A 19,044-nucleotide genomic window follows, 5' to 3' on the forward strand; every position below is an offset into this window, starting at 1 on the left:
TTGATCAGGTCAAGGATGTTGCATGAACGGTTTGCGGATAACGGCGCCAGCACTGGGCTGGCTGGCAATTTCATGGCTGGCGGCGCCGCTCGCCGCCGCCCCTCTGACCCTGCAAGGCGGGACTCAAAGTTACAGCATCGATCCCGATACCCTGGCCATTGCGGTGAACCGGATCCCGGTCAGCGCGGGCCAGCCCGCCCGCCAGGTCGATCAGCTGCAGCAGGATGACCAGCAGGCCAGCTGGCGCTGGCCCGCCCAGGAGGCCAGGGTGGAGGTCAGGCTGGATGGCGACGACCTGCTGCTGACGCTTGCCAGCGACAGTCCCCGTCAGCTGACCTGGTACAGCCTGCCGAGAAACCAGACCCACCTCTCCCTCGCCATCGGCGAGGGCAGCCGCTTCTCGGTGCGCGACAGCGACTGGCTCGGCTATGTCGGCGACGAGCTGGCCGAGCTCAACACCCACTACGACCTCAAGCTGCCGCTCTGGAGCCAGGATGCGGGCAAGCAGACCTACAGCTGGATCCTGCAGAGCCCCTACGACAACCGGCTCAAGTTCAGCCGCCAGGGGGGCCGGCTGCAGCTGAGCGCCAGCCACGAGTTCAACAGCTTCAACGCTCAGGCGCCCATGGTGGTGCGGCTGAGCGTGGGGGATGACTGGCTGGCGGGGGCGCGCCGCTACCGGGCGTGGCTGCAGAGCGAGGGGGCCTGGCTATCCCTGGCCGACAAGATTGCCCGCGTCCCGGCCGGCCGGCGACTGATCGGCGCCAGCCATGTCTACCTGTGGGGGGATGCCCTGCTCGATCGGCAGGACGTGAAGGCGTGGCCCGCTCTGCAGACCAGATTGCAGCAAAAGCCAGAGTGGCTGCAGATCTTCAATGCCGAGGAGCGGGAGGCGCTGGCCGCCGCCCATCCCGAGATCTGGCAGCAGAGCCTGATCATGGCCGGCCTCAACCGGCTGATTGCCAGCCAGCTGCCGCTGCCTGCCCAGCAGGGCCCGCAGGCCCAGAGCAAGGTGCTGGCCCTGCGCCAGCAGTGGGTCAAGGGTCAGCTGGGGGATCTGCTGGTGCCTCAGGAGCGCTGGGGCCAGGGGCTGTCGCTGCCGGTGATCGAGGCACTGCAGCAGGCGGGACTGCGCAAGCTGTGGCTCGGCACCCCGCAGTGGACGGCGGCCCTGCAGCAGGGCTATGCCCTCACCGCCGCCCAGCGCCAGGGCTATCTGGTGGGCAGCTATGACTCCTACGACACCGCCATCGCGCCCGGCACCAACGACAGCTGGCTCACCGCCCAGCTGCCGCCGGAGATCGGCAAGCGCTGCGCCATCGTCGAGGCCAACGGCAAGCCCAAGCCGGGCTTTGGCGGCGAGGGGGTCTATCTCAACCCCGGCTGCACCCTGCCCTTTGCCAAGGGGCGCATGAGCGAGCTGGCCAAGGCCAGCGGCATCAACAGCCTGTTCCTCGACGTGGATGGCACCGCCATGGCCTCCAACGACTACAACCCGGCCCACCAGCAGGGCAGTCAGGCCATGGTCGCCGACCGCAACGCCCGCATGAGCTGGGTGGGGGAGCACCTCGGCATGGTGCTGGGCTCGGAGGATGGCAACGCCCTCACCAGCAAGCCGCTGCTGTTTGCCCACGGTATCCAGAGCTGGGGCTTTGGCTGGGAGGATGCCGCCATGCGCAAGCAGGCCAAGTCCCCCTACTACCTCGGCAAGTGGTGGCCGGACGAAGCGCCGCAAGTCTTCTTCCAGCCCGCCCGGCTCAAGCCGCGCTACCTGAAGACGGTGTTCAATCCGGCGGATCGGCTGCCCCTCTATCAGGCGGTGTTCCACGACTCCGTGCTCAACAGCCACCACTGGCTGCTGGACAACCTGAAATTCCCCGGCATCAAGGAGGAGCGCGCCCTGCTCGGCCTGCTCTACAACACCCCGCCGCTGGTCAACCTGAGCCGCAGCACGCTGGCCAGTCGCCTGCCGGAGCTGACCCGGCTGAGCGAGCAGTTCGCCCCGCTGCACGAGGCGCTGTGGGACAAGGCGCTGGTGGGCTTTCGCTGGCGTGACGGGGTGGGCCGGGTGCAGGAGACCCGCTTCTCCGACGGCAGCCGGCTGGTGGCCAACTTCAGCCACAACTCCATCATGATCGACGGCCACAAGCTGGCGGGCCGGCAGCTGCTGGTGGCGCTCAAGGGCAAACCGGTCAGCGTGCTGAAGATCCAGGGCTAGGCCCGGCGGGGTGACGGGGGATCAGAAGGGAGCAGCCCCGCCGAGCGAGACGGTGGGCTGCGAATGGAGGTTGAGCCAGCGCCGGCGCAGGGTCTCCAGCGAGCCATCCTGGCGCATCTGGTCGAGGGCCTGCTGCAGGGCCTGCACCTTGGCCGGCTCCGTCGCCAGGTTGAGGGCAAAGTAGTACTGCTCGCTGTCGTCATAGACGAACAGCGGGGTGAGCGCCTCGAAGCCGTGCCCCAGCTGGTGCATGTGGAAGGCCGCCCCCAGATCCAGCGCCGTCACCAGCTCCACCCGGCCGCGCAGCAGCATGCGGAACTTGTCCTCCTCGCTGTTGACGCTGACCGGCGCCAGCCCCTGGCGGATCAGCTGCTGGGCCGAGGCAGAGTTGCGTACCACGGCGATCCGGTAGTCGCTCGCCTCCTGCAGGCTGCGGGGCTGGATGTCGGTGCGCGAGCTCAGCCGCCACACCCTGATGGTGCGCGGCCCGACCGGCCCCACCCACTGGAACTGGTGCTCCCGCTCCGGGGTGCGCGCCACCGAGAAGAGGATGCTGCCCGCCCGATAGCGGGCATTCTGATAGGCCCGCGCCCAGGGCAGCAGCTGGATGTCGCCGCGCAGCGCCAGGCCGCTGCGCGCCAGCAGGGCGTGCAACAGATCCACCGAGAAACCGCTCACCGGCTGGCCGGCCAGCTGGTAGTTGTAAGGGGGCATCTGCTCGGTCAGCGCCTGCAGAGCCCGGGCCGGCTGCGCCAGCGACCCCGTCAGCAGCAGCGTGGCCAGCAGCCACCTCCACCGCACTGTTGTTCCCACCCTCGACTCCTTCCCATGAAAAACAGACCCCTGCCGCGGCAGGGGTCTGACATAACGCATGTTCACCGGCTTGCGCCTCAGTGACTGGTGGCCGCCTCCTGGTAGTGGTGGCGGATCCAGCGTTCGAAGCCGGCCAGCATGGCTTCCTCTGAGTCGCTATTGTCGGCGATAAGCTGGTCGCCGTGAACTACCCGAATGCGGGCATCGAGCGGTGCCCCCTCGCCGGCCGGCGGACGCTGACGGGCCGCCGCCATGCAAGCCTCGGCCTGCTGCCACGCCTCGGCCACGCTCTGGTTGCACACCGCAGCCAGCGGGCCGGCGCTGAAGCCCTTGCCGGTCAGACTGCGCAGGGTCTCGTCATGGGTCATGCCGTTGCCCGGCCCCCAGTAGTGGGCGGCCAGATCCGGCCCGATGCGCGGGTTGTCGGTGAGGTAGCCGTCGCGCTTCAGGAAGTAGGCGCGGGTCTGCTCCACCGCCATCAGCGCCAGCAGGTAGCCGTGGTAGGCACAGGCCGACTCCTGGTTGAGCAGGTGCGGGATGGCCAGCAGCGGACGCGGGCTCTCCACCCCCAGGATCTGGCGCTCCCAGCGGCGGGCCAGCGCCAGCACGGCAGCCGGGGTACGTTCGGCCTCGTCCATGGCGTAGAGATCCCGCTCGAAGTAGGCCACCAGCGCGATCTGGCGCTCGTTGAAGGCACGAAACGGCTGGCGCGCCTCGATCATCGCCTTGATCAGCGCATCCGGGATCGGCTCCCCCGCCGCATTTCTGGCGTAGCGCTTGAGCCAGTCCGCGTCATCCAGCAGGCTGTCACAGAACATGGACTGGGTCTCGGCATAGGCCATGGAGGTGGGCGGGAACTCCTGGGAGAAGCAGGGGGCGTTGCCGGTGACGTTGGCAAAGTGCGCCGCATGGCCCCCCTCGTGGAACAGGGTGTTGAGCCCGCTCCAGCCGCTGCCCACCTGGGCCGGGTCGGCCAGGCTGGTGAAGTTGACCACCGCCGGCACCCACTCCCCCTCCTGCCAGAAGCTCGGCACCGGGCCGTGGCAGAAGCCGTTCTCGTATTTCCCCTCCCGGGTCAGCAGATCCAGAGTGAGGCTGGCGCCACGGTACTGGATGCCGAGGCGGCGGAAGCTCTCGACCCAATCCTGCAAGGCGCGGGAGAAGGGCACATAGGGGTCGAGCTGGCGGGTCACGTCGCCACTCACGCTGTAACGCAGGTTGTGGGGCAGTAGAGCCGCCTCCCCCTTGGCCGCTTTCAGCTCGGCCAGGCTCTGGTGCAGCCGCTGCTCGGTGCCGGCGATGAAGTCGTCGAGGATGGCGAACAGCTGCGCCGGGCTCATCTGCTCGTTCTTGTGCACCTTGTAGTCGAAGTAGTCGCGATACCCCATGGCCCGGGCGAAGCGGTTGCGCAGCGCGACTATGGCCAGATAGCCGTTGTCGACCACCCAGTTCTCCAGGGTGTGGAACATGGCGAGCGCGCTCTGGCGCACCACTTCGTTGCTACTGGCGGCCAATGCCGTGCTGGCGGCGGGCAGACTGCCTGCCACCTCGCGGCCCTGCTCGTCCAACAAGGTCAGCTTCAGCTCCCGACGGCGGGCGAACAGCGCCGCCTCGGCGGCCACCAGCTCGTCCATCAGGGCGGCAGCGGCCGGCGCCTCGATGACGTTGCATTCAAAGAAAGCGATCCAGCCTGCCAGACCGCGCTTGAGCTCGGTCTCCTCGGCCATGGCATGCATCTCCCGCAGCACCGGCAAGCGCGCCGGGTCGGCGCAAAACGCCTTGTAAGCCTGCTCGGCGGCGGTGAAACCGGCCTGATCGTCGCTGGTGCCCATGTAGGTGGACCAGAACAGATCCTCCTTGCGCCTGTGCACCTGCAGGTAGTCGGCGTTGAGCTGGTTGAGATAATTCCTGGCAATGGAACTCATAAATTCCCTCTTGTTATGGGGCAGCACGGGTGCCCACTCCTTTTTGGTGAAATGCCGACTCATTCACATTTTCTGCAAATAATCCGGCAAATGGTGCGCCGGGATGCGCGCGAACACGCTACCAAAAGCGAGGGTTTCTGTCTGCTGGCTATACTGGTGTCAAACTTCTCAATTGGCGTGCTGTCGCGCCAAGCCTTTGAAAGTTAATTAAATGTTAAATGAAAAATAATCAGGGCCAGCCGACAGACTGGTCACCACCAGACCCGCATGGGAAAGTTAAGGAAGAGACTATGTTCAAGCTCGGTGATATTGCCGTGAGCCGCAAATTGATGCTGTTGCTCTCACTGGCGCTGGTCGGCTTCATCGCACTGCTGCTCATCTCCGCCAGTGCCCTGCAGCGCAATCTGATGAGTGAACGGGAAGCCAGGCTGCAGGCCGTGCTGGATCTGGCCATGAGCCGGATCCAGGCGCTGGCCGCCACCCTGCCCGCCCCGCAGGCGCAGGCCGAGGCCAGGGCCATGCTCAACAGCATGCGCTTTGACGGTGACAACTACCTGTTCGTGCTGGACGAAAACCGCCGGATGCTGGTGCACCCCGTCCGGCCCGAGCTGGTCGGCCAGCAGATGGGCGAGAGCGGATCCGCCACCGCCGGCGCGCACTGGCAGCGGATGGTGGATCTCGGCAGAGGGGGTCAGCAGGGTCGGCTGGAGTACCAGTGGGTCTCCCCCTCCGGCGAATCGGCCCAGAAACTGTCGCTGGTGGCCGGCTATCAGCCCTGGGGCTGGATCCTCGGCTCCGGCGTACTGCTGCAGGACATCCAGGCCACCATCTGGTCCCAGTACCAGCTGATGGGGGGCGCCACCCTGCTGGTGACCCTGCTGATGGGGCTGCTGGGCTTTGCCATCAGCCGCTCCATCGTCAACCCGCTGGCCGAGATCAACCGGGCCATGCAGCTGGTGGCCGCCGGCGATCTGGTGGTGAGCATCCCGGTGCACGGCAAGGACGAGCTGGGGGCCGTCGCCAGCTGCACCAACCAGGGGCTCAGCGCCATCCGGCACGCCCTGCTGGAGGCAAGCCAGGGGGCCGGCAACGTGGCTGATGCCGCCCTGCGCATCGCCGCCTCCGCCGAGCAGACCAACCAGGCGGTCAACAGCCAGCGGGATCAGCTGGCCCAGCTCGCCACCGCCATGAACGAGATGAGCGCCACCATCGCCGACGTGGCCGGCCACGCCGAGAACACCGCCCGCGACACCCAGGATGCCACCAGCGAGGCCGGCCTCGGCAACCGGGACGTGCACGCCAGCGTGCACGGCATCCAGGCGCTGGCCAGCGAGGTGGAGCAGGCCACCCTGCAGGTCAACCAGCTCAAGGAGGGGGTGATGCAGATAAGCGAGGTGACGGCGGTCATCAGCGCCATCTCGGAGCAGACCAACCTGCTGGCCCTCAACGCCGCCATCGAGGCGGCCCGCGCCGGCGAGCAGGGCCGCGGCTTTGCCGTGGTGGCCGACGAGGTTCGCCAACTGGCGAGCCGCACCCGCCAGTCCACCGAGGAGATCCAGAGCACCATAGCCCAGCTGCAGCAGCGGGCGGTGAGTGCGGCCGACGCCATGGACGCCAGCCGCAAGCTGGCGGAGAGCAGCGTCGGCCAGTCGGAGAAGGCAGGCCAGGATCTCTCCCTCATCGTCAACCACATCCAGCACGTCAGCGACATGGCGACCCAGATCGCCACCGCGGCGGAGCAGCAGAGCATGGTGGCGGAGGACATGAACCGCAACGTCAGCGGCATCAACGACTCGGCGCTGGAGATGTCCCAGTCCGCCTCCCAGCTGGCTCAGGAGAGCGAGCTGCTGGCAGGACTCTCCCGCAGCCTGGACGAGCGGCTGGCCCTGTTCAAACTGGGCTCGACCAGCCACCAACCGGCAACCCAGCCACGGATGCCGCAACCGCCGCGGCAGGAGGATCGCCCGCGCATCCGCCACTGATCCGTCCTGGCTTGTCGCAGCGCACGCCCCCGCCAGATCGGCTGGCGGGGGCGTTTTTCATTGCGAAAAAATGCCAAATATTTGCATCTTGTCGACCTGTTCGACGAACTTGATGCCGTGACGCCGAGTTAATAGCCATTTAAAAACAGAAAGTTAAGTGTTTGCTCTACTCCGATGAGGTCAAGCTGTAAAGATTTACACTTAATTATTTAATCAAAAATAGTCATGATGAGTTGTCGCCAAACGCGACACCATGACCCTTTATGTAGTCATTTGGCAAACTGGTTGAAAGGCCAGGACGCAAAGCCTCCGGTCTAAAGACATGTCGTCCAGGATAGCGGGGTTGCCACACAGTGTTTCGGGGAACACCCCTGCCAACTTGACTGCCCACATCTGTCGAACAGAGGAATGTATGGCAGCAAAAATTCAACTCAATCACGTCGCTGCAACCCTGGCCCTGCTGGTCAGTGGCAGCGTGCTCGCCCACGGCTACATCAGCCAGCCGGAATCGCGCAACTACCTGTGCAAGACCGGCGGCAACAGCCAGTGCGGCGCGGTGCAATGGGAACCCCAGAGCGTGGAAGGCCCCTCCGGCTTCCCGAATGGTGGCCCTGCCGACGGCCAGATCGCCTCGGCCGGCAGCGCCAGCTGGGGCGAGCTGAACGCCCAGACCAGCGACCGCTGGACCCGCCGCGAGGTACAGGCCGGCCCCTTCGCAATCAGCTGGACCTTCACCGCCAACCACGTCACCCGCAACTGGCGCTACTACCTCACCAAGCAGGACTGGAACCCGAACCAGCCGCTGACTCGCGCCGCCTTCGAGCTCACCCCCTTCTGCGTGGTGGACGGCAACATGACCCAGCCGCCCAAGCAGGTCACCCACCAGTGCAACCTGCCCGAGCGCACCGGCTATCAGGTGATCCTGGGAGTGTGGGAAGTGGGTGACACCAGCAACAGCTTCTATAACGTGATCGACGCCAACTTCAAGGGCGGCACCCAGCCACCGCTGGAATGGAGCCAAGGCGGCACCATCTATCCTTCCACCGAGCTGGCGGTCGGCGACAAGGCCAGAACCCTGGTGTTCGACGCCAACGGCGTACGCCCCGATCTGCAGACCGAGCTGACCATCGCCAGCCCGGAGCAGGGCCAGAAGAACAACTGGACCCACGCCCTGGCGAGCAAGATCAATGCAGAGCAGAGCCAGATCCGCGCCGGCCAGCAGAGCGGTGAAGGCCAGTTCAACCCCGTCTACGGCCAGAACCCGGTCTACTTCAAGGCCGGCAGCGCGCTGGAGCGGGTCGAGATCCAGCTCGAACAGCAGCAGCCACCGGTGAGCAACGGCGTCAGCGTGAGCGGCCTGGAGAGCGAATACCTGCTCGACGAGGACAAGCTGACCCTCAACTTTACCGTGGCCGCCGAGGGCGATCTGACCGTGACCAACACCCTGTATGATCACGGTGGGGCCGCCAAGGGACAGACCAGCGCCGACATCAAGGACAGCAGCCACAGCTTCACCATGCCGCTCACCGGGCTCAGCGCCGGTCACCACCAGCTGGTGATCGAGGGCAAACCCAAGGCCGGTGGCGATGCGGTGCAGCAGACCCTGGACCTGATGCTCAAGGATCCGGCCGCCGGCGGTGACTACCAGTTCACCTTCCCGGAGGGGCTCAAATCCTACACCGACGGCACCAAGGTGCTGCAGCCCAAGAACGGCAAGATCTACCAGTGCAAGCCCTTCCCCTATCGCGGCTGGTGCAGCCAGTGGTCGGCCAGCGCCACCCAGTATGAGCCCGGGGTCGGTAGCAATTGGCAGGATGCCTGGATCCTGGTGAACTGATCCGCAGGCACAGCATGACGCCATCAACAAAACGGGGAGCTACTGGCTCCCCGTTTTCTCTGGTGTTCTCTGCTGTGACAGCTCAGATCTGGAAGTCGATGGCGGGCTCGCCGCCCATGGCGCGGGCCTGAATGTCCGCCAGCGCCAGCTCAGGGTTGCAGAGCTGGATGAACTGCCAGGCGAAGTTGTGCTGGAACTGCCCCTGCTTGAGGCCGATCCAGGCGGTGTGGGGCGCAAACAACCGGCTGCCGTCCAGCTGCACCAGTCCCTTGTCGCGCTGGGTGTCGAACGCCATGTCCGCCAGTATGCCCACCCCCATCTCCAGCTCGACATAGGTCTTGATGACGTCGGAGTCCTGCGCGGTCAGCAGGATCTGCGGGGCTATGCCGGCCTCGGCAAACGCCTCGTCCACCCGCGCCCGCCCGGTCAGCCCGGCCTGATAGGTGATGATGGGCCACTGGGCCAGCGCCGCCAGGGTCAGCTCCTGCTCGGCACTGAGCGGATGCTGCTCCGGCACCACTATGTTGTGGTGCCAACGGTAGTAGGGAAACGCCACCACCCCTTCGCTCTTGTCGAGCTGCTCGCTGCTGATGCCGATGTCCACCTCGCCGGTCTGCACCAGCCGCACTATCTCCTCCGGACCGCCCTGGCGCAGCTCCAGCTGCACCAGCGGGAACTGCTCGCGAAACGCCTTCACCACCCGCGGCAGGGCGTAGCGGGCCTGGGTGTGGGTGGTCGCCACCAGCAGCCGGCCCGAGTCGCGGTTGGCAAAGGTGCTGGCCAGCTTGCGGATGTTCTCGGCATCCCCGAGGATGCGCTCGGCGATCACCAGCAGCTCCTTGCCCGGCTCTGTCATGCCGAGCAGCCGCTTGCCGTAGCGGATGAACAACTCGATCCCCAGCTCCTCTTCCAGCTCGCGGATATGGCGGCTGACCCCGGACTGGGAGGTAAACAGGGCATTGGCCACCTCGGTCAGGTTGTAATCCCGCCGTGCCGCCTCCCGAATGATTCGCAACTGCTGAAAATTCACCTCATCGCCTCCTGCGCTGACCGGCCGGTCGGGGCCCTCCCCGCCGCCTTGTTGTTATCTTGTCTGGCTGCCCGAGCCTGAACTCTGACCGCCATACTGACCCTGTTGTACCCAGGTGGGCAGATCCCGCCCTGGTCACGCTGCTTGCCTGCGCGGTCCCCCAGGGGCCTGCCGCTCAAATCTGGTAATCCGGGTAGAGCTGGGCCTGTCTGGCCACCAGCCGCACCCCCTGGCCCGGGTGGAAGGCGCGGGCCGCCTCCTTGCTCAGCTCGGCCTCGAAGTGTGCACCGTTTGTATCCCCATTGCCACGCAGTTCCACCCGGATGCGCGGCCCCATGGGCAGCAATCGGGTGATGGTGGCGCTGATGCCGCCCGGCCCATCCGCCGGCACTATCTCCAGCTCGTGGGGACGCACATAGGCGACGGCCGCGCTGCCCTCCGCCAGCTGGGAGCTGATGGGCCCGCCCAGTAGCTGCTCGCCGATGCCGAGCCCCTGCCCGGCCACCCGGCCGCGAAACAGGTTCACACTGCCGAGGAAGCTGTGCACGAAGGAGCTGGCAGGCTGGTCGTAGACCTCGGCCGGGGTGCCGATCTGCTCGACCCTGCCGGCGTTCATCAGCACCACCCGATCCGCCACCTCCAGCGCCTCCTCCTGATCGTGGGTGACGAACAGGCTGGTAACGTGCAGCTCGTCGTGCAGCTCGCGCAGCCAGCGGCGCAGCTCCTTGCGCACCTGGGCGTCGAGGGCGCCGAAGGGCTCGTCCAGCAGCAGCACCTTGGGCTGCACCGCCAACGCGCGGGCCAGGGCGACCCGCTGGCGCTGACCGCCGGAGAGCTGGGTCGGGTAGCGCGCGGCCACATGGCTGAGCTGCACCAGATCCAGCAGCTCCTTGACCCGGGCGCGGATCGCCGCCTCGGCCGGTCGTTCGCGGCGCGGCTTGACCCTAAGGCCAAACGCCACGTTCTCGAACACCGTCATATGGCGAAACAGGGCGTAGTGCTGGAACACGAAGCCGACGTTGCGCTCGCGCACGTGCAGATCCGAGGCATCCTCGCCGCGGATGATGACGTGGCCGCTGTCGGCCTGCTCCAGCCCGGCGATGATCCGCAGCAGAGTGGTCTTGCCACAGCCGGAGGGGCCGAGCAGCGCCACCAGCTCACCGTCGTGAAAGTCGAGGTTGATGTCGGCCAGCGCCGCGTACTGGTTGAAATGCTTGTTGAGTCCTTGTACCTGAATGCTCATGGCAGCCTCTTGAATTCGGTGATCAGTGAGAGTGAACGGGCTGGGCACGCAGCCGGGCCAGCAGGGTTTCCCCCAGCAGGGTGAAGATCCCGAACAGGGCCAACAGGCTGGCTACCGCGAAGGCGGCGCCGGTCTGGTACTCGTTGTAGAGGATCTCGATGTGCAGCGGCAGGGTGTTGGTCTGGCCGCGAATGTGGCCGGAGACCACCGACACGGCGCCGAACTCCCCCACCGCCCGGGCGGTACAGAGCAGCAGGCCGTACATCAGGCTCCAGCGAATGCCGGGCAGGGTGACCCGCCAGAACATCTGCAGGCCGCTCGCCCCCAGCATGATGGCGGCCTCTTCTTCTTCCGGGCCGCGCGCCTCCATCTGGGGCAGCAGCTCGCGCACCACGAAGGGCACTGTGATGAAGGTGGTGGCCAGGATGATGCCTGGGGTGGCGAAGATCACCTTGATGTCGTGCTCGCTCAGCCAGTCACCAAACCAGCCGCGGCTGCCGAACATCAGCACGAACATCAGCCCCGCGATCACCGGCGACACGGAGAACGGCAGATCGATGAGGGTGATGAGCAGTTGCCGACCCGGGAAGCGGAAGCGGGCGATGGCCCAGGCCGCGGCGACCCCGAACAGCAGGTTGAGGGGCACCGAGCAGAGGGTCACCAGGGCGGTGAGGCCGAGGGCACTGAGGGCGTCTGGCTCGCTGATGGCGTGCCAGAAGAAGGCCAAGCCAGGGCTCAACGCCTGGATAAAGACGGTGGCCAGCGGCAGTAGCAGCAAGGCGGCAAACCAGCCGAGACCGACCGTGATCAGCAGCCACTTGACCCAGACCGGCTCGCGGATGACGGGGGGCTGGCGCACCGAGGTGGTCGGCACCGCCTCGCCCGTTGCCAGCGCCAGGCTTGCGTTGGATGCGTTCATATCCGGCTCCCTCCGATACGGGCCCAGCTCCAGGCCTGCAACTTGTTGATAAGCAGTAACAAAATGAAAGAGATCAGCAGCATGACCACGGCGATGGCAGAGGCGCCGGCGTAGTCGTACTCCTCCAGGTGGCTCATGATCATCAGCGGCGCAATCTCCGACACCATCGGCAGGTTGCCGGCGATGAAGATGACGGAGCCGTACTCCCCCACCGCCCGTGCGAAGGCCAGGGCAAAGCCGGTCAGCAGGGCCGGCACCAGGGTCGGCCACAGCACCCGGATGAAGGTCTGCCAGCGATCGGCGCCCAGACTGGCGGCGGCCTCCTCCTGCTCGGTCTCGGCTTCCCGCAGCACCGGCTGCAGGGTGCGCACCACAAACGGCAACCCGATGAAGGTGAGCGCGATCACCACGCCGATGGGGTTGTAGGCGAGCTCGATGCCAAACGGGGCGACCCACTGCCCGATCCAGCCGTTGGGGGCAAAGATGGCGCACAGGGCGATGCCGGAGACGGCGGTGGGCATGGCGAACGGCAGATCGATCAGGGCATCCACCAGTCGGCGGCCGGGGAAGGTATAACGCACCAGCACCCAGGCCAGGATCAGGCCGAACAGGGCGTTGAGCAGCGCCGCCACCAGGGCGGCCCCGAAGCTCAGACGAAAGGAGGCGAGCACCCGCGGCGAACCTATCACCTGCCAGAACTCGGCCAGGGTCAGATTGTTCACCGCGAACAGCACCAGCGCCGAGAGCGGCAGCAGCACCAGCACGCCCAGATAGAGCAGGCTGAAGCCGAGGGTCGGGCCGAAGCCCGGCAGCACGGAGTAAGAACCAAATCGCATAACGCATCCGTTTGTTATGAAAAACATTAGATACAGCGATTCTGCGCACTCCTGTCAGGGGCAACAAACACCAATAACGCCTTTGCTAAGCACTTTTTTATCTAACAACGACATACAAGGCTTTTAGAGCCATAAAATGAAAAAAAAGTCTTTTATATAAATAAAAGACCTAAAAATGGAGCGTCGTGCAATGTACCAAGCTATCCAAATCAGACTGTCGTGATGTCGGCTGCCTGCCCTCCTTCTCTGTTCCAAACCTGTAAGATCAACGCTCGCCGCTTAGCGAAAACTCAAGGCCGCCCGCCGCTCCCACACCGCCGGCGTCGGCGCCACCACCATCTCGGCCCGCCGATAGAGGGTGCCGAGCAGGTTGAGCCCCTGGTGCCAGTCGCCGTGGCCGGACTGGGCATTGAGGTGGCCCACCTCGCCGGCATCAAACAGCGGCACCTGCCACTGCCGGCTCCAGTATTCGGCCCGCTCGAAGCTCATCCAGGGATCGTTGCGGCTGGCCACCAGCTGGGCCGACACCTTGAGCGATCCTGCCAGCAGCTCGTCTGGCAAGCCGAAGCGGGCCGGATCCGCCGGCGCCACGATAAACAGCGAGGCCACCTTGTCGGGCTGCCGGCGCGCCGCCGTGATGGCTGCCAGCGCGCCGAAGGAGTGGGCCACCAGGTGAGCCCGCTCGCGCCGGCTTTTGAGCTTGCTCGCCAGCTTGGCGCTCCAGACCGTGAGGTCGGGCCGATCCCACGGCAGCCCCACCATACGCTGCCAGTGGGGGAATTGTTGGTGCCAGCGGCTCTGCCAGTGATCCGGCCCGCTGTTGTGCAGACCGGGAACCAGGAGGATCTTGTTCATCTTGGTGCTCCTATCAGCTGGCACAGGGGCCAGTTCAGTTGACGATGGCCGGCCGCTCAGCGGCCCGGCTGGTAGATCTGGTCAAACAGGGCACCCTGGGCGAAGTGCTTCTTCTGCGCCTTGTCCCAGTCCCCTTCCAGATCCTTGACGGTGAACAGGGTCAGCTGCGGGAACTGGGCTGCGGTCTCCTTCAGGATCGCCGGGTTGCTGGGGCGATAGTGATATTTGGCGACGATGCGCTGCCCCTCGTCGGAATAGAGGTAGTCGAGGTAAGCCTTGGCCACCGCCTCGGTGCCGTGCTTCCTGGCCACCTTGTCCACCACCGCCACCGGCGGCTCGGCCAGGATGGAGACCGACGGCACCACCAGCTCGAACTTGTCACGATTGCCGGGCTGACCCAGCACCAACAGGGCTTCGTTCTCCCAGGCCAGCAGCACATCGCCGAGGCCGCGCTCGATGAAGCTGGTGGTGGCACCGCGGGCGCCGGAGTCCAGCACCTTCACGTTCTTGTAGAGATCGCCGACGAACTGCTTGGCCCCCTCCTCGCTGCCGCTCTTCTTCAGGGCGTAGCCCCAGGCAGCCAGGTAGTTCCAGCGCGCCCCGCCGGAGGTCTTGGGGTTGGGGGTGACGATGGCCACGTCCTTGCGCACCAGATCATCCCAGTCCTTGATCTGCTTGGGATTGTCCTTGCGCACCAGGAAGACGATGGTGGAGGTGTAGGGCGCCGCATTGTTGGCCAGCCGGCTCTGCCAGTCGGCGCCAATCAGCCCCTGCCTGGCCACGGCATTGACGTCGTAGGCCAGCGCCAGCGACACCACGTCCGCCTCCAGCCCGTCCACCACGGCGCGCGCCTGCTTGCCGGAGCCACCATGGGACTGGCTGACCACCACATCGTCGCCGGTCTTCGCCTTCCACTCCCTGGCGAAGGCGCCGTTGTACTCCTGGAACAGTTCGCGGGTCGGATCGTAGGAGACGTTGAGCAAGCGGATCTCGGCGGCATTGGCCTGACCGAGGGCCAGCAGGGAGAGCAGGGTCAGGGCGGTCGTTCGCAGTTTCATGGGGATACTCCATATCTCGTTGGGTTGAATTCAGCATGCCGCGGGCTTGTTATGCCGAGAACCAAGAAATAACGCTTTGCTTATCTCATTTGCTCATATCAGGAGGCCACAGGCGCCATTCGCGCACTCTGTGAGCCAGGCCGCGCTGGCCCGGTGCCGGCTGTGCCATCATGGAAACAAGGCAGGCAGATGACGAACAGGAAGTCGTTATGTGGATCAACGCAGAACCCGTCAATGGCGCCCTGGTGTCGCTGGCCATCGGCCTCATCATAGGGCTGGAGCGCGGCTGGCAGGTGCGCCAGCTGGGGGACAACCAACGCATCGCCGGGATGCGGACCTACGGCCTCATCGGCCTGCTCGGCGGGGTCTGCGCCCTGCTGCTGCCCACCCTGGGCCCCTGGCTGCCGCTGCTCGGCCTGCTGGCGGTGGTGATTGGTTGCGGCCTCTCGGTCTGGCTGGCCCAGCGCTGGCAGGGGGAGTTCGGCCTCACCAGCTCGGTGGCCATGCTGCTCACCTATCTGCTGGGGCTGATGTCGGTGCTGCTGAGCCCGAGCGAGGCAGTGGCCTGCGCCGTGCTGGCGGCGCTGCTGATGGGGCTCAAGGGCAAGATCCAGCAGGGGATGCTGTTTCTGAGCGAGACCGAATTTCACGCCACCCTGCGCTTTTTGCTCATCTCCCTGGTGCTGCTGCCGGTGCTGCCCAACGAGGAGATGGGCCCGCTCGATGCCTTCAACCCCTTCAAGATCTGGCTGATGGTGGTGGTGATCGCCGGCATCTCGTTTTGCGGCCACTTCGCGGTGCGCCTGCTCGGCACCCGCGCCGGGCTGGTGCTCACCAGCATGCTGGCCGGGCTCGCCTCCTCCACCGCCCTCACCCTGCAGTTTGCCCGTCTCAACAAGGAGCAGGGGGGGCTGGAGCGGCTGCTGGCCACCGGCATCCTGCTGGCGGGAGCCACCATGTGGCTGCGACTGCTGGTGCTGGTGCTGCTCATCCACAACGAGCTGGCGATGCGCCTGGCGGCGCCCCTGCTGCTGCTGGCGGCCACCGTCTACGGCTTCGCCTTCTGGTTCTGGCGCCAACGCGAGGAGCTGACCGACGGCCCGGTGCAACCCCAGACCAGCAACCCGCTCGATCTCGCCACCGCCATCAAGTTCGGCCTGCTGCTGGCGCTGATCGGCTTCATGGCCACCCTGCTGCAGAACAAGGTGGGCAACTCCGGGGTCTATCTGCTGTCGCTGGTCTCCGGCATCACCGACGTGGACGCCATCACCTTGTCGCTCTCCCAGCTCTCCCACAAGGAGCTGGCGCTGGAGGTGGCGGCCCGCGGCATCCTGCTGGCCGGGCTGGTCAACTCGCTGGTGAAGGGGCTGCTGGCCCTGGGGATCGGCGGCCGCCGGCTGGGGCTGCGGGTGCTGTTGCCCTACTTCGTCTCGGCCCTGCTGATCCTGCCGCTGATCTGGCCCGGCGCCTGATCTTGCAGCAAGTGACAGCCTGACGCCGCCAAAGTGCTCGCGTATACTGGCTCCTCTTGGCACATGAGAGGAGCGGTAGCATGGCAAGCGATTGGGACAAGGTACTGGCGGGCGGCGCCCTGGACAGCCAGAGCGAGGAGATAGCGAACGACCGGATCCGCGGTCAGGCGCTGCTGGCACAACTCAACGCCTCCCCGGCCGGTGACCAAGCCCTGCGCCAGCGCCTGTGCGGTGAGCTGTTCGGCCACTGCCCCGACTCCTGCTGGATCAGCACTCCCTTCACCTGCGAATTCGGCCGCAACATCCACATCGGCGAGAAGACCTTCTTCAACTTCAACATCACCATTCTCGACGTGGGCGAGGTGCACATCGGCAGCCATGTGCTGCTGGCCCCCAACGTGCAGATCTACACCGCCACCCACACCATGGACTATCTGGAACGACGCAACTGGACCGCCTACAACAAGCCGGTGCGGATCGGCGATGACTGCTGGATTGGCGGTGGCGCCATCATCTGCCCCGGCGTCACCATAGGACCCCGTTCCATCATAGGGGCCGGCGCCGTGGTCACCCGCGACATCCCGGCCGACTCGGTGGCGGTGGGCAACCCGGCGCGCGTGATCCGCAGCCTGAGCCCGGACGCCCCCCGCGGCTGGGAGCTGGCCCTGTGATCTGGCTCGCCCTGCTCCCCCTGCTGTGGACCGCCTGGCTCGGCCTGGCCGACGCCAACTGGTGGCCGCTGGCCATCATCACCACAATGAGTCTGCTGACGATGCTGGCCTACGCCCACGACAAGCGCCAGGCGGTGCGCGGCGGCTGGCGCATCCCCGAGTCCCGGCTCCACCTGCTCGAGCTGTTCGGCGGCTGGCCCGGCGCCCTGCTGGCCCGCCACTGGCTGCGCCACAAGACCCAGAAGGGGAGTTATCGCAGGGTATTCTGGTTCATCGTGCTGCTGCACCTGACCCTGTGGGGGCTCTGGCTCGGCCGTCCGCTCTGGCAGACGGTCTGACGCGGGCAAAACAGCCCCTCGACATTCCCGTCTACCCCCTTGCCGGCCATTGCAGCCGGCAATCGGGTATGAGACAACAGATGGCAACAAGGTTGTTTTCTCGTTTGTTCATCGGCAAGGAGTCATTCATGACCATGTGGACCGGTATCGTGCTGATCGTCTTCATCAGCGCTCTGTTCGGCTTTCTCAGCAAGCGGGCCCGCTACCAGTTGGGGGATGCCCGCATCACCGATCGTCTCGGCAAGCAGGACATGCTCATCAACGAGCTGCAGGAGCGCATCGCCAATCTGGAGGCCATCGTCATCGAGGAGGAGAAGAGCCGCCCGTTCAAGGAGCTCTGATCCGGCAAGCCGGGTGGCAAACCGCCAGCCCCCGGGCTGCAAGGGTTTGCCGCCGCCCTCTCTCGCACTCGCCCGCCCTCTGCCTGGCCAAAACTAAATTCACAGCAGGATCAGTCCCCTGCCACTCTAAGACTAAATTTTCGCCAAATTGGCCCGTTCCCTGCTCCGTCATGACATCAGTAGTACGGAGAGTGACATCATGATCGCCATCGGCACCCTGCTTCCCCTCGCCTCCCTCGCCCTCAAGCTCGGCAGCAAGCTGCTTGGGGACAGCACGCCACCGGCCCAGACCGAGCCCCCCGTGCAGGAAGAGCGGCTCGCCCCCACGGTGCAGAGCCTGTTCCAGCGCCTCGGCGTCAAGGAGGCAAACAGCGAGCAAAACCGCCCCGCCATCAACCACTTCATGGGGGCGCTGATGCAGACCCTGGGCCAAGAGTACTCGGGCCAGTCGCTGCCCCAGGCCATCGACGCCGCCCGCACCCAGCTGGCAAACGGCACCCAGAGCACCCGCCTCGACGCACTGCAGGGCGAGCTGGACACCCTCAAGGGCTCACTTGGCAACAGCGACCTCAGCCTCGATCAGCTGCTCTTCGCCTTCAAGCAGACCCTGCCCAATGGCAAGGGGGAAGGCGTCGGCAAGCTGCTCAATGCCAGTGCGTGAACGGCGGTGAGCAATAAAAAACGGCAACCTCCTGGTTGCCGTTTTTGCCGGGCCGGATCCCATGATGCCACGCTAGGGTAGTGAAGGCGGTGGACTCAGCATCGCCTCTGCCAGCGCGCTCTGTCCGCGCTCCTGCAGGGAATTGGCTGCGCCCAGGCGATCCGCCGCCTCCTTGTTCTGACCCAGCTTGAACTTGCCGACCAGCCCGGTTATCTCGATTTCAATGCCGACGACCGCCTGCACCATGGCCTCGAGATAGTCTCGCGGCGCATCAGCCATCTTCCATGGAGTCGGTTCTCCGGCCTCATGATGACGAGTCAGATTTGCCAGCAGCCGGCGCACGAAGCGGGCATCGTCGCGGATCTGGATGCGACCATGAGCATGCACCACGCTGTAGTTCCAGGTTGGCACCAGCTTGTGATGCTCCTGCTTGCCCGGATACCAGCTGGGAGAGATGTAGCCATCTGCAGCCTTGAAGATCACCAGCACCTCGTCGCCGTCTTTCACTTCCTGCCAGAGTGGATTGTTGCGGGCAACATGGGCACGCAGGACGCCATGTTCCCCTGCTCCAGCATCGAATTCGAACGGCAGGTGGTTGGCATCCAGCCCCCCTTCACCATGGGTGATCAGAGCCCCCAGCGGATATGCTCGGATCAGCTGGTGCAGAGTCTCGGAGTCGGTGACGGCAAAATGGAGTGGCAAGTACATGCAGGTTCCTTCTGGTTGGCGCTGAGTTCCATTCAGCCTGGTCAGGGATTTATGCCCGCTTTGCCGCCCTCGGGGCAAGCGAAACAGGCTGATAAGCCGACATAAAAAAGAGGGCTGACGCCCTCTCTTGATGTTCC

Annotated in this window: 17 protein-coding genes and 1 riboswitch; of the genes, 8 read left to right on the plus strand and 9 right to left on the minus strand. The window is 65.5% G+C overall.

Features of this window, described 5'->3' with window-relative positions; translation table 11 throughout:
• Positions 1–22: 22 nt before the first annotated feature.
• On the plus strand, positions 23–2,218 hold the full coding sequence (locus AB5Y98_RS13680; protein WP_368232088.1) for a glycoside hydrolase: 2,196 nt from the start codon (positions 23–25) through the stop codon (positions 2,216–2,218).
• A gap of 21 nt (positions 2,219–2,239) precedes the next feature.
• On the opposite strand, the gene AB5Y98_RS13685 is transcribed toward AB5Y98_RS13680, so the two are convergent.
• Both AB5Y98_RS13685 and AB5Y98_RS13690 read right to left on the minus strand, forming a co-directional pair.
• Positions 2,240–3,031 carry a substrate-binding periplasmic protein gene (locus AB5Y98_RS13685; protein WP_368232089.1) on the minus strand — a complete coding sequence of 264 codons (792 nt, stop codon included), beginning with the start codon at positions 3,029–3,031 and terminating at the stop codon, positions 2,240–2,242.
• Positions 3,032–3,108: 77 nt separating this feature from the next.
• Positions 3,109–4,956, minus strand: a complete 1,848-nt coding sequence (locus tag AB5Y98_RS13690) for a M3 family metallopeptidase (protein WP_368232091.1) — start codon at positions 4,954–4,956, stop codon at positions 3,109–3,111.
• 290 nt (positions 4,957–5,246) lie between these two features.
• On the opposite strand from AB5Y98_RS13690, the gene AB5Y98_RS13695 reads away from it, so the two are divergent.
• Entirely contained in the window at positions 5,247–6,938 is a 1,692-nt protein-coding gene (locus AB5Y98_RS13695; protein WP_368232093.1) for a methyl-accepting chemotaxis protein, read from the plus strand.
• A 265-nt stretch (positions 6,939–7,203) separates the two neighbouring features.
• Positions 7,204–7,289: riboswitch (cyclic di-GMP riboswitch) on the plus strand.
• Between the two features lie 61 nt (positions 7,290–7,350).
• Positions 7,351–8,775 carry an N-acetylglucosamine-binding protein GbpA gene (gene gbpA / locus AB5Y98_RS13700; RefSeq protein ID WP_139396765.1) on the plus strand — a complete coding sequence of 475 codons (1,425 nt, stop codon included), beginning with the start codon at positions 7,351–7,353 and terminating at the stop codon, positions 8,773–8,775.
• 82 nt (positions 8,776–8,857) lie between these two features.
• On the opposite strand, the gene cbl is transcribed toward gbpA, so the two are convergent.
• The 6 genes from cbl to AB5Y98_RS13730 all read right to left on the minus strand — a co-directional run bounded on the left by cbl (position 8,858) and on the right by AB5Y98_RS13730 (position 14,716).
• Positions 8,858–9,805: an HTH-type transcriptional regulator Cbl gene (cbl, locus tag AB5Y98_RS13705; protein ID WP_005308577.1), complete on the minus strand. Its 948-nt coding sequence runs from the start codon at positions 9,803–9,805 to the stop codon at positions 8,858–8,860.
• Positions 9,806–9,980: 175 nt separating this feature from the next.
• Positions 9,981–11,048: a sulfate/molybdate ABC transporter ATP-binding protein gene (locus AB5Y98_RS13710; protein ID WP_368232094.1), complete on the minus strand. Its 1,068-nt coding sequence runs from the start codon at positions 11,046–11,048 to the stop codon at positions 9,981–9,983.
• Positions 11,049–11,070: 22 nt separating this feature from the next.
• Positions 11,071–11,967, minus strand: coding sequence for a sulfate ABC transporter permease subunit CysW (cysW, locus tag AB5Y98_RS13715; RefSeq protein WP_019840852.1), 897 nt, complete (start codon positions 11,965–11,967; stop codon positions 11,071–11,073).
• Entirely contained in the window at positions 11,964–12,803 is an 840-nt protein-coding gene (gene cysT, locus AB5Y98_RS13720) for a sulfate ABC transporter permease subunit CysT (protein WP_005308571.1), read from the minus strand. The genes cysW and cysT overlap by 4 nt, the downstream gene beginning before the upstream one ends.
• A 279-nt stretch (positions 12,804–13,082) precedes the next feature.
• A complete protein-coding gene (locus AB5Y98_RS13725) occupies positions 13,083–13,658 on the minus strand; it encodes an alpha/beta hydrolase (protein ID WP_123247145.1) in 576 nt (191 codons plus the stop codon).
• Positions 13,659–13,714: 56 nt separating this feature from the next.
• Positions 13,715–14,716: a sulfate ABC transporter substrate-binding protein gene (locus AB5Y98_RS13730; protein ID WP_010635196.1), complete on the minus strand. Its 1,002-nt coding sequence runs from the start codon at positions 14,714–14,716 to the stop codon at positions 13,715–13,717.
• A 209-nt stretch (positions 14,717–14,925) separates the two neighbouring features.
• On the opposite strand from AB5Y98_RS13730, the gene AB5Y98_RS13735 reads away from it, so the two are divergent.
• The 5 genes from AB5Y98_RS13735 (at position 14,926) to AB5Y98_RS13755 (ending at position 18,199) form a co-directional block, all read left to right on the plus strand.
• The gene (locus tag AB5Y98_RS13735; protein ID WP_005308564.1) at positions 14,926–16,188 is read left to right on the plus strand and encodes an MgtC/SapB family protein; all 1,263 of its coding nucleotides are present in this window, start codon (positions 14,926–14,928) and stop codon (positions 16,186–16,188) included.
• Between the two features lie 80 nt (positions 16,189–16,268).
• Positions 16,269–16,859, plus strand: a complete 591-nt coding sequence (locus AB5Y98_RS13740) for a sugar O-acetyltransferase (RefSeq protein WP_010635198.1) — start codon at positions 16,269–16,271, stop codon at positions 16,857–16,859.
• On the plus strand, positions 16,856–17,197 hold the full coding sequence (locus tag AB5Y98_RS13745) for a DUF1294 domain-containing protein (protein ID WP_054544028.1): 342 nt from the start codon (positions 16,856–16,858) through the stop codon (positions 17,195–17,197). The genes AB5Y98_RS13740 and AB5Y98_RS13745 overlap by 4 nt, the downstream gene beginning before the upstream one ends.
• Positions 17,198–17,325: 128 nt before the next feature.
• Positions 17,326–17,538 carry a hypothetical protein gene (locus AB5Y98_RS13750; RefSeq protein ID WP_368232095.1) on the plus strand — a complete coding sequence of 71 codons (213 nt, stop codon included), beginning with the start codon at positions 17,326–17,328 and terminating at the stop codon, positions 17,536–17,538.
• A 199-nt stretch (positions 17,539–17,737) separates the two neighbouring features.
• Entirely contained in the window at positions 17,738–18,199 is a 462-nt protein-coding gene (locus AB5Y98_RS13755; RefSeq protein WP_043169350.1) for a hypothetical protein, read from the plus strand.
• A 72-nt stretch (positions 18,200–18,271) separates the two neighbouring features.
• Here AB5Y98_RS13755 and AB5Y98_RS13760 read toward each other — a convergent pair whose 3' ends face one another.
• Positions 18,272–18,907, minus strand: a complete 636-nt coding sequence (locus AB5Y98_RS13760; RefSeq protein ID WP_368232096.1) for an FMN-binding negative transcriptional regulator — start codon at positions 18,905–18,907, stop codon at positions 18,272–18,274.
• Positions 18,908–19,044: the final 137 nt, after the last annotated feature.

It is taken from the genome of Aeromonas sp. s3 (assembly GCF_040907805.1).
GTDB lineage: Bacteria > Pseudomonadota > Gammaproteobacteria > Enterobacterales > Aeromonadaceae > Aeromonas > Aeromonas dhakensis.

Coding starts and splice junctions, on each gene's coding strand:
- AB5Y98_RS13680 (WP_368232088.1), top strand. CDS start 23: ATGAACGGTTTGCGGATAACGGCGCCAGCACTGGGCTGGCTGGCAATT.
- AB5Y98_RS13690 (WP_368232091.1), bottom strand. CDS start 4,956: ATGAGTTCCATTGCCAGGAATTATCTCAACCAGCTCAACGCCGACTAC.
- AB5Y98_RS13695 (WP_368232093.1), top strand. CDS start 5,247: ATGTTCAAGCTCGGTGATATTGCCGTGAGCCGCAAATTGATGCTGTTG.
- gbpA (WP_139396765.1), top strand. CDS start 7,351: ATGGCAGCAAAAATTCAACTCAATCACGTCGCTGCAACCCTGGCCCTG.
- AB5Y98_RS13710 (WP_368232094.1), bottom strand. CDS start 11,048: ATGAGCATTCAGGTACAAGGACTCAACAAGCATTTCAACCAGTACGCG.
- cysW (WP_019840852.1), bottom strand. CDS start 11,967: ATGAACGCATCCAACGCAAGCCTGGCGCTGGCAACGGGCGAGGCGGTG.
- cysT (WP_005308571.1), bottom strand. CDS start 12,803: ATGCGATTTGGTTCTTACTCCGTGCTGCCGGGCTTCGGCCCGACCCTC.
- AB5Y98_RS13725 (WP_123247145.1), bottom strand. CDS start 13,658: ATGAACAAGATCCTCCTGGTTCCCGGTCTGCACAACAGCGGGCCGGAT.
- AB5Y98_RS13730 (WP_010635196.1), bottom strand. CDS start 14,716: ATGAAACTGCGAACGACCGCCCTGACCCTGCTCTCCCTGCTGGCCCTC.
- AB5Y98_RS13735 (WP_005308564.1), top strand. CDS start 14,926: ATGTGGATCAACGCAGAACCCGTCAATGGCGCCCTGGTGTCGCTGGCC.
- AB5Y98_RS13740 (WP_010635198.1), top strand. CDS start 16,269: ATGGCAAGCGATTGGGACAAGGTACTGGCGGGCGGCGCCCTGGACAGC.
- AB5Y98_RS13750 (WP_368232095.1), top strand. CDS start 17,326: ATGACCATGTGGACCGGTATCGTGCTGATCGTCTTCATCAGCGCTCTG.
- AB5Y98_RS13755 (WP_043169350.1), top strand. CDS start 17,738: ATGATCGCCATCGGCACCCTGCTTCCCCTCGCCTCCCTCGCCCTCAAG.
- AB5Y98_RS13760 (WP_368232096.1), bottom strand. CDS start 18,907: ATGTACTTGCCACTCCATTTTGCCGTCACCGACTCCGAGACTCTGCAC.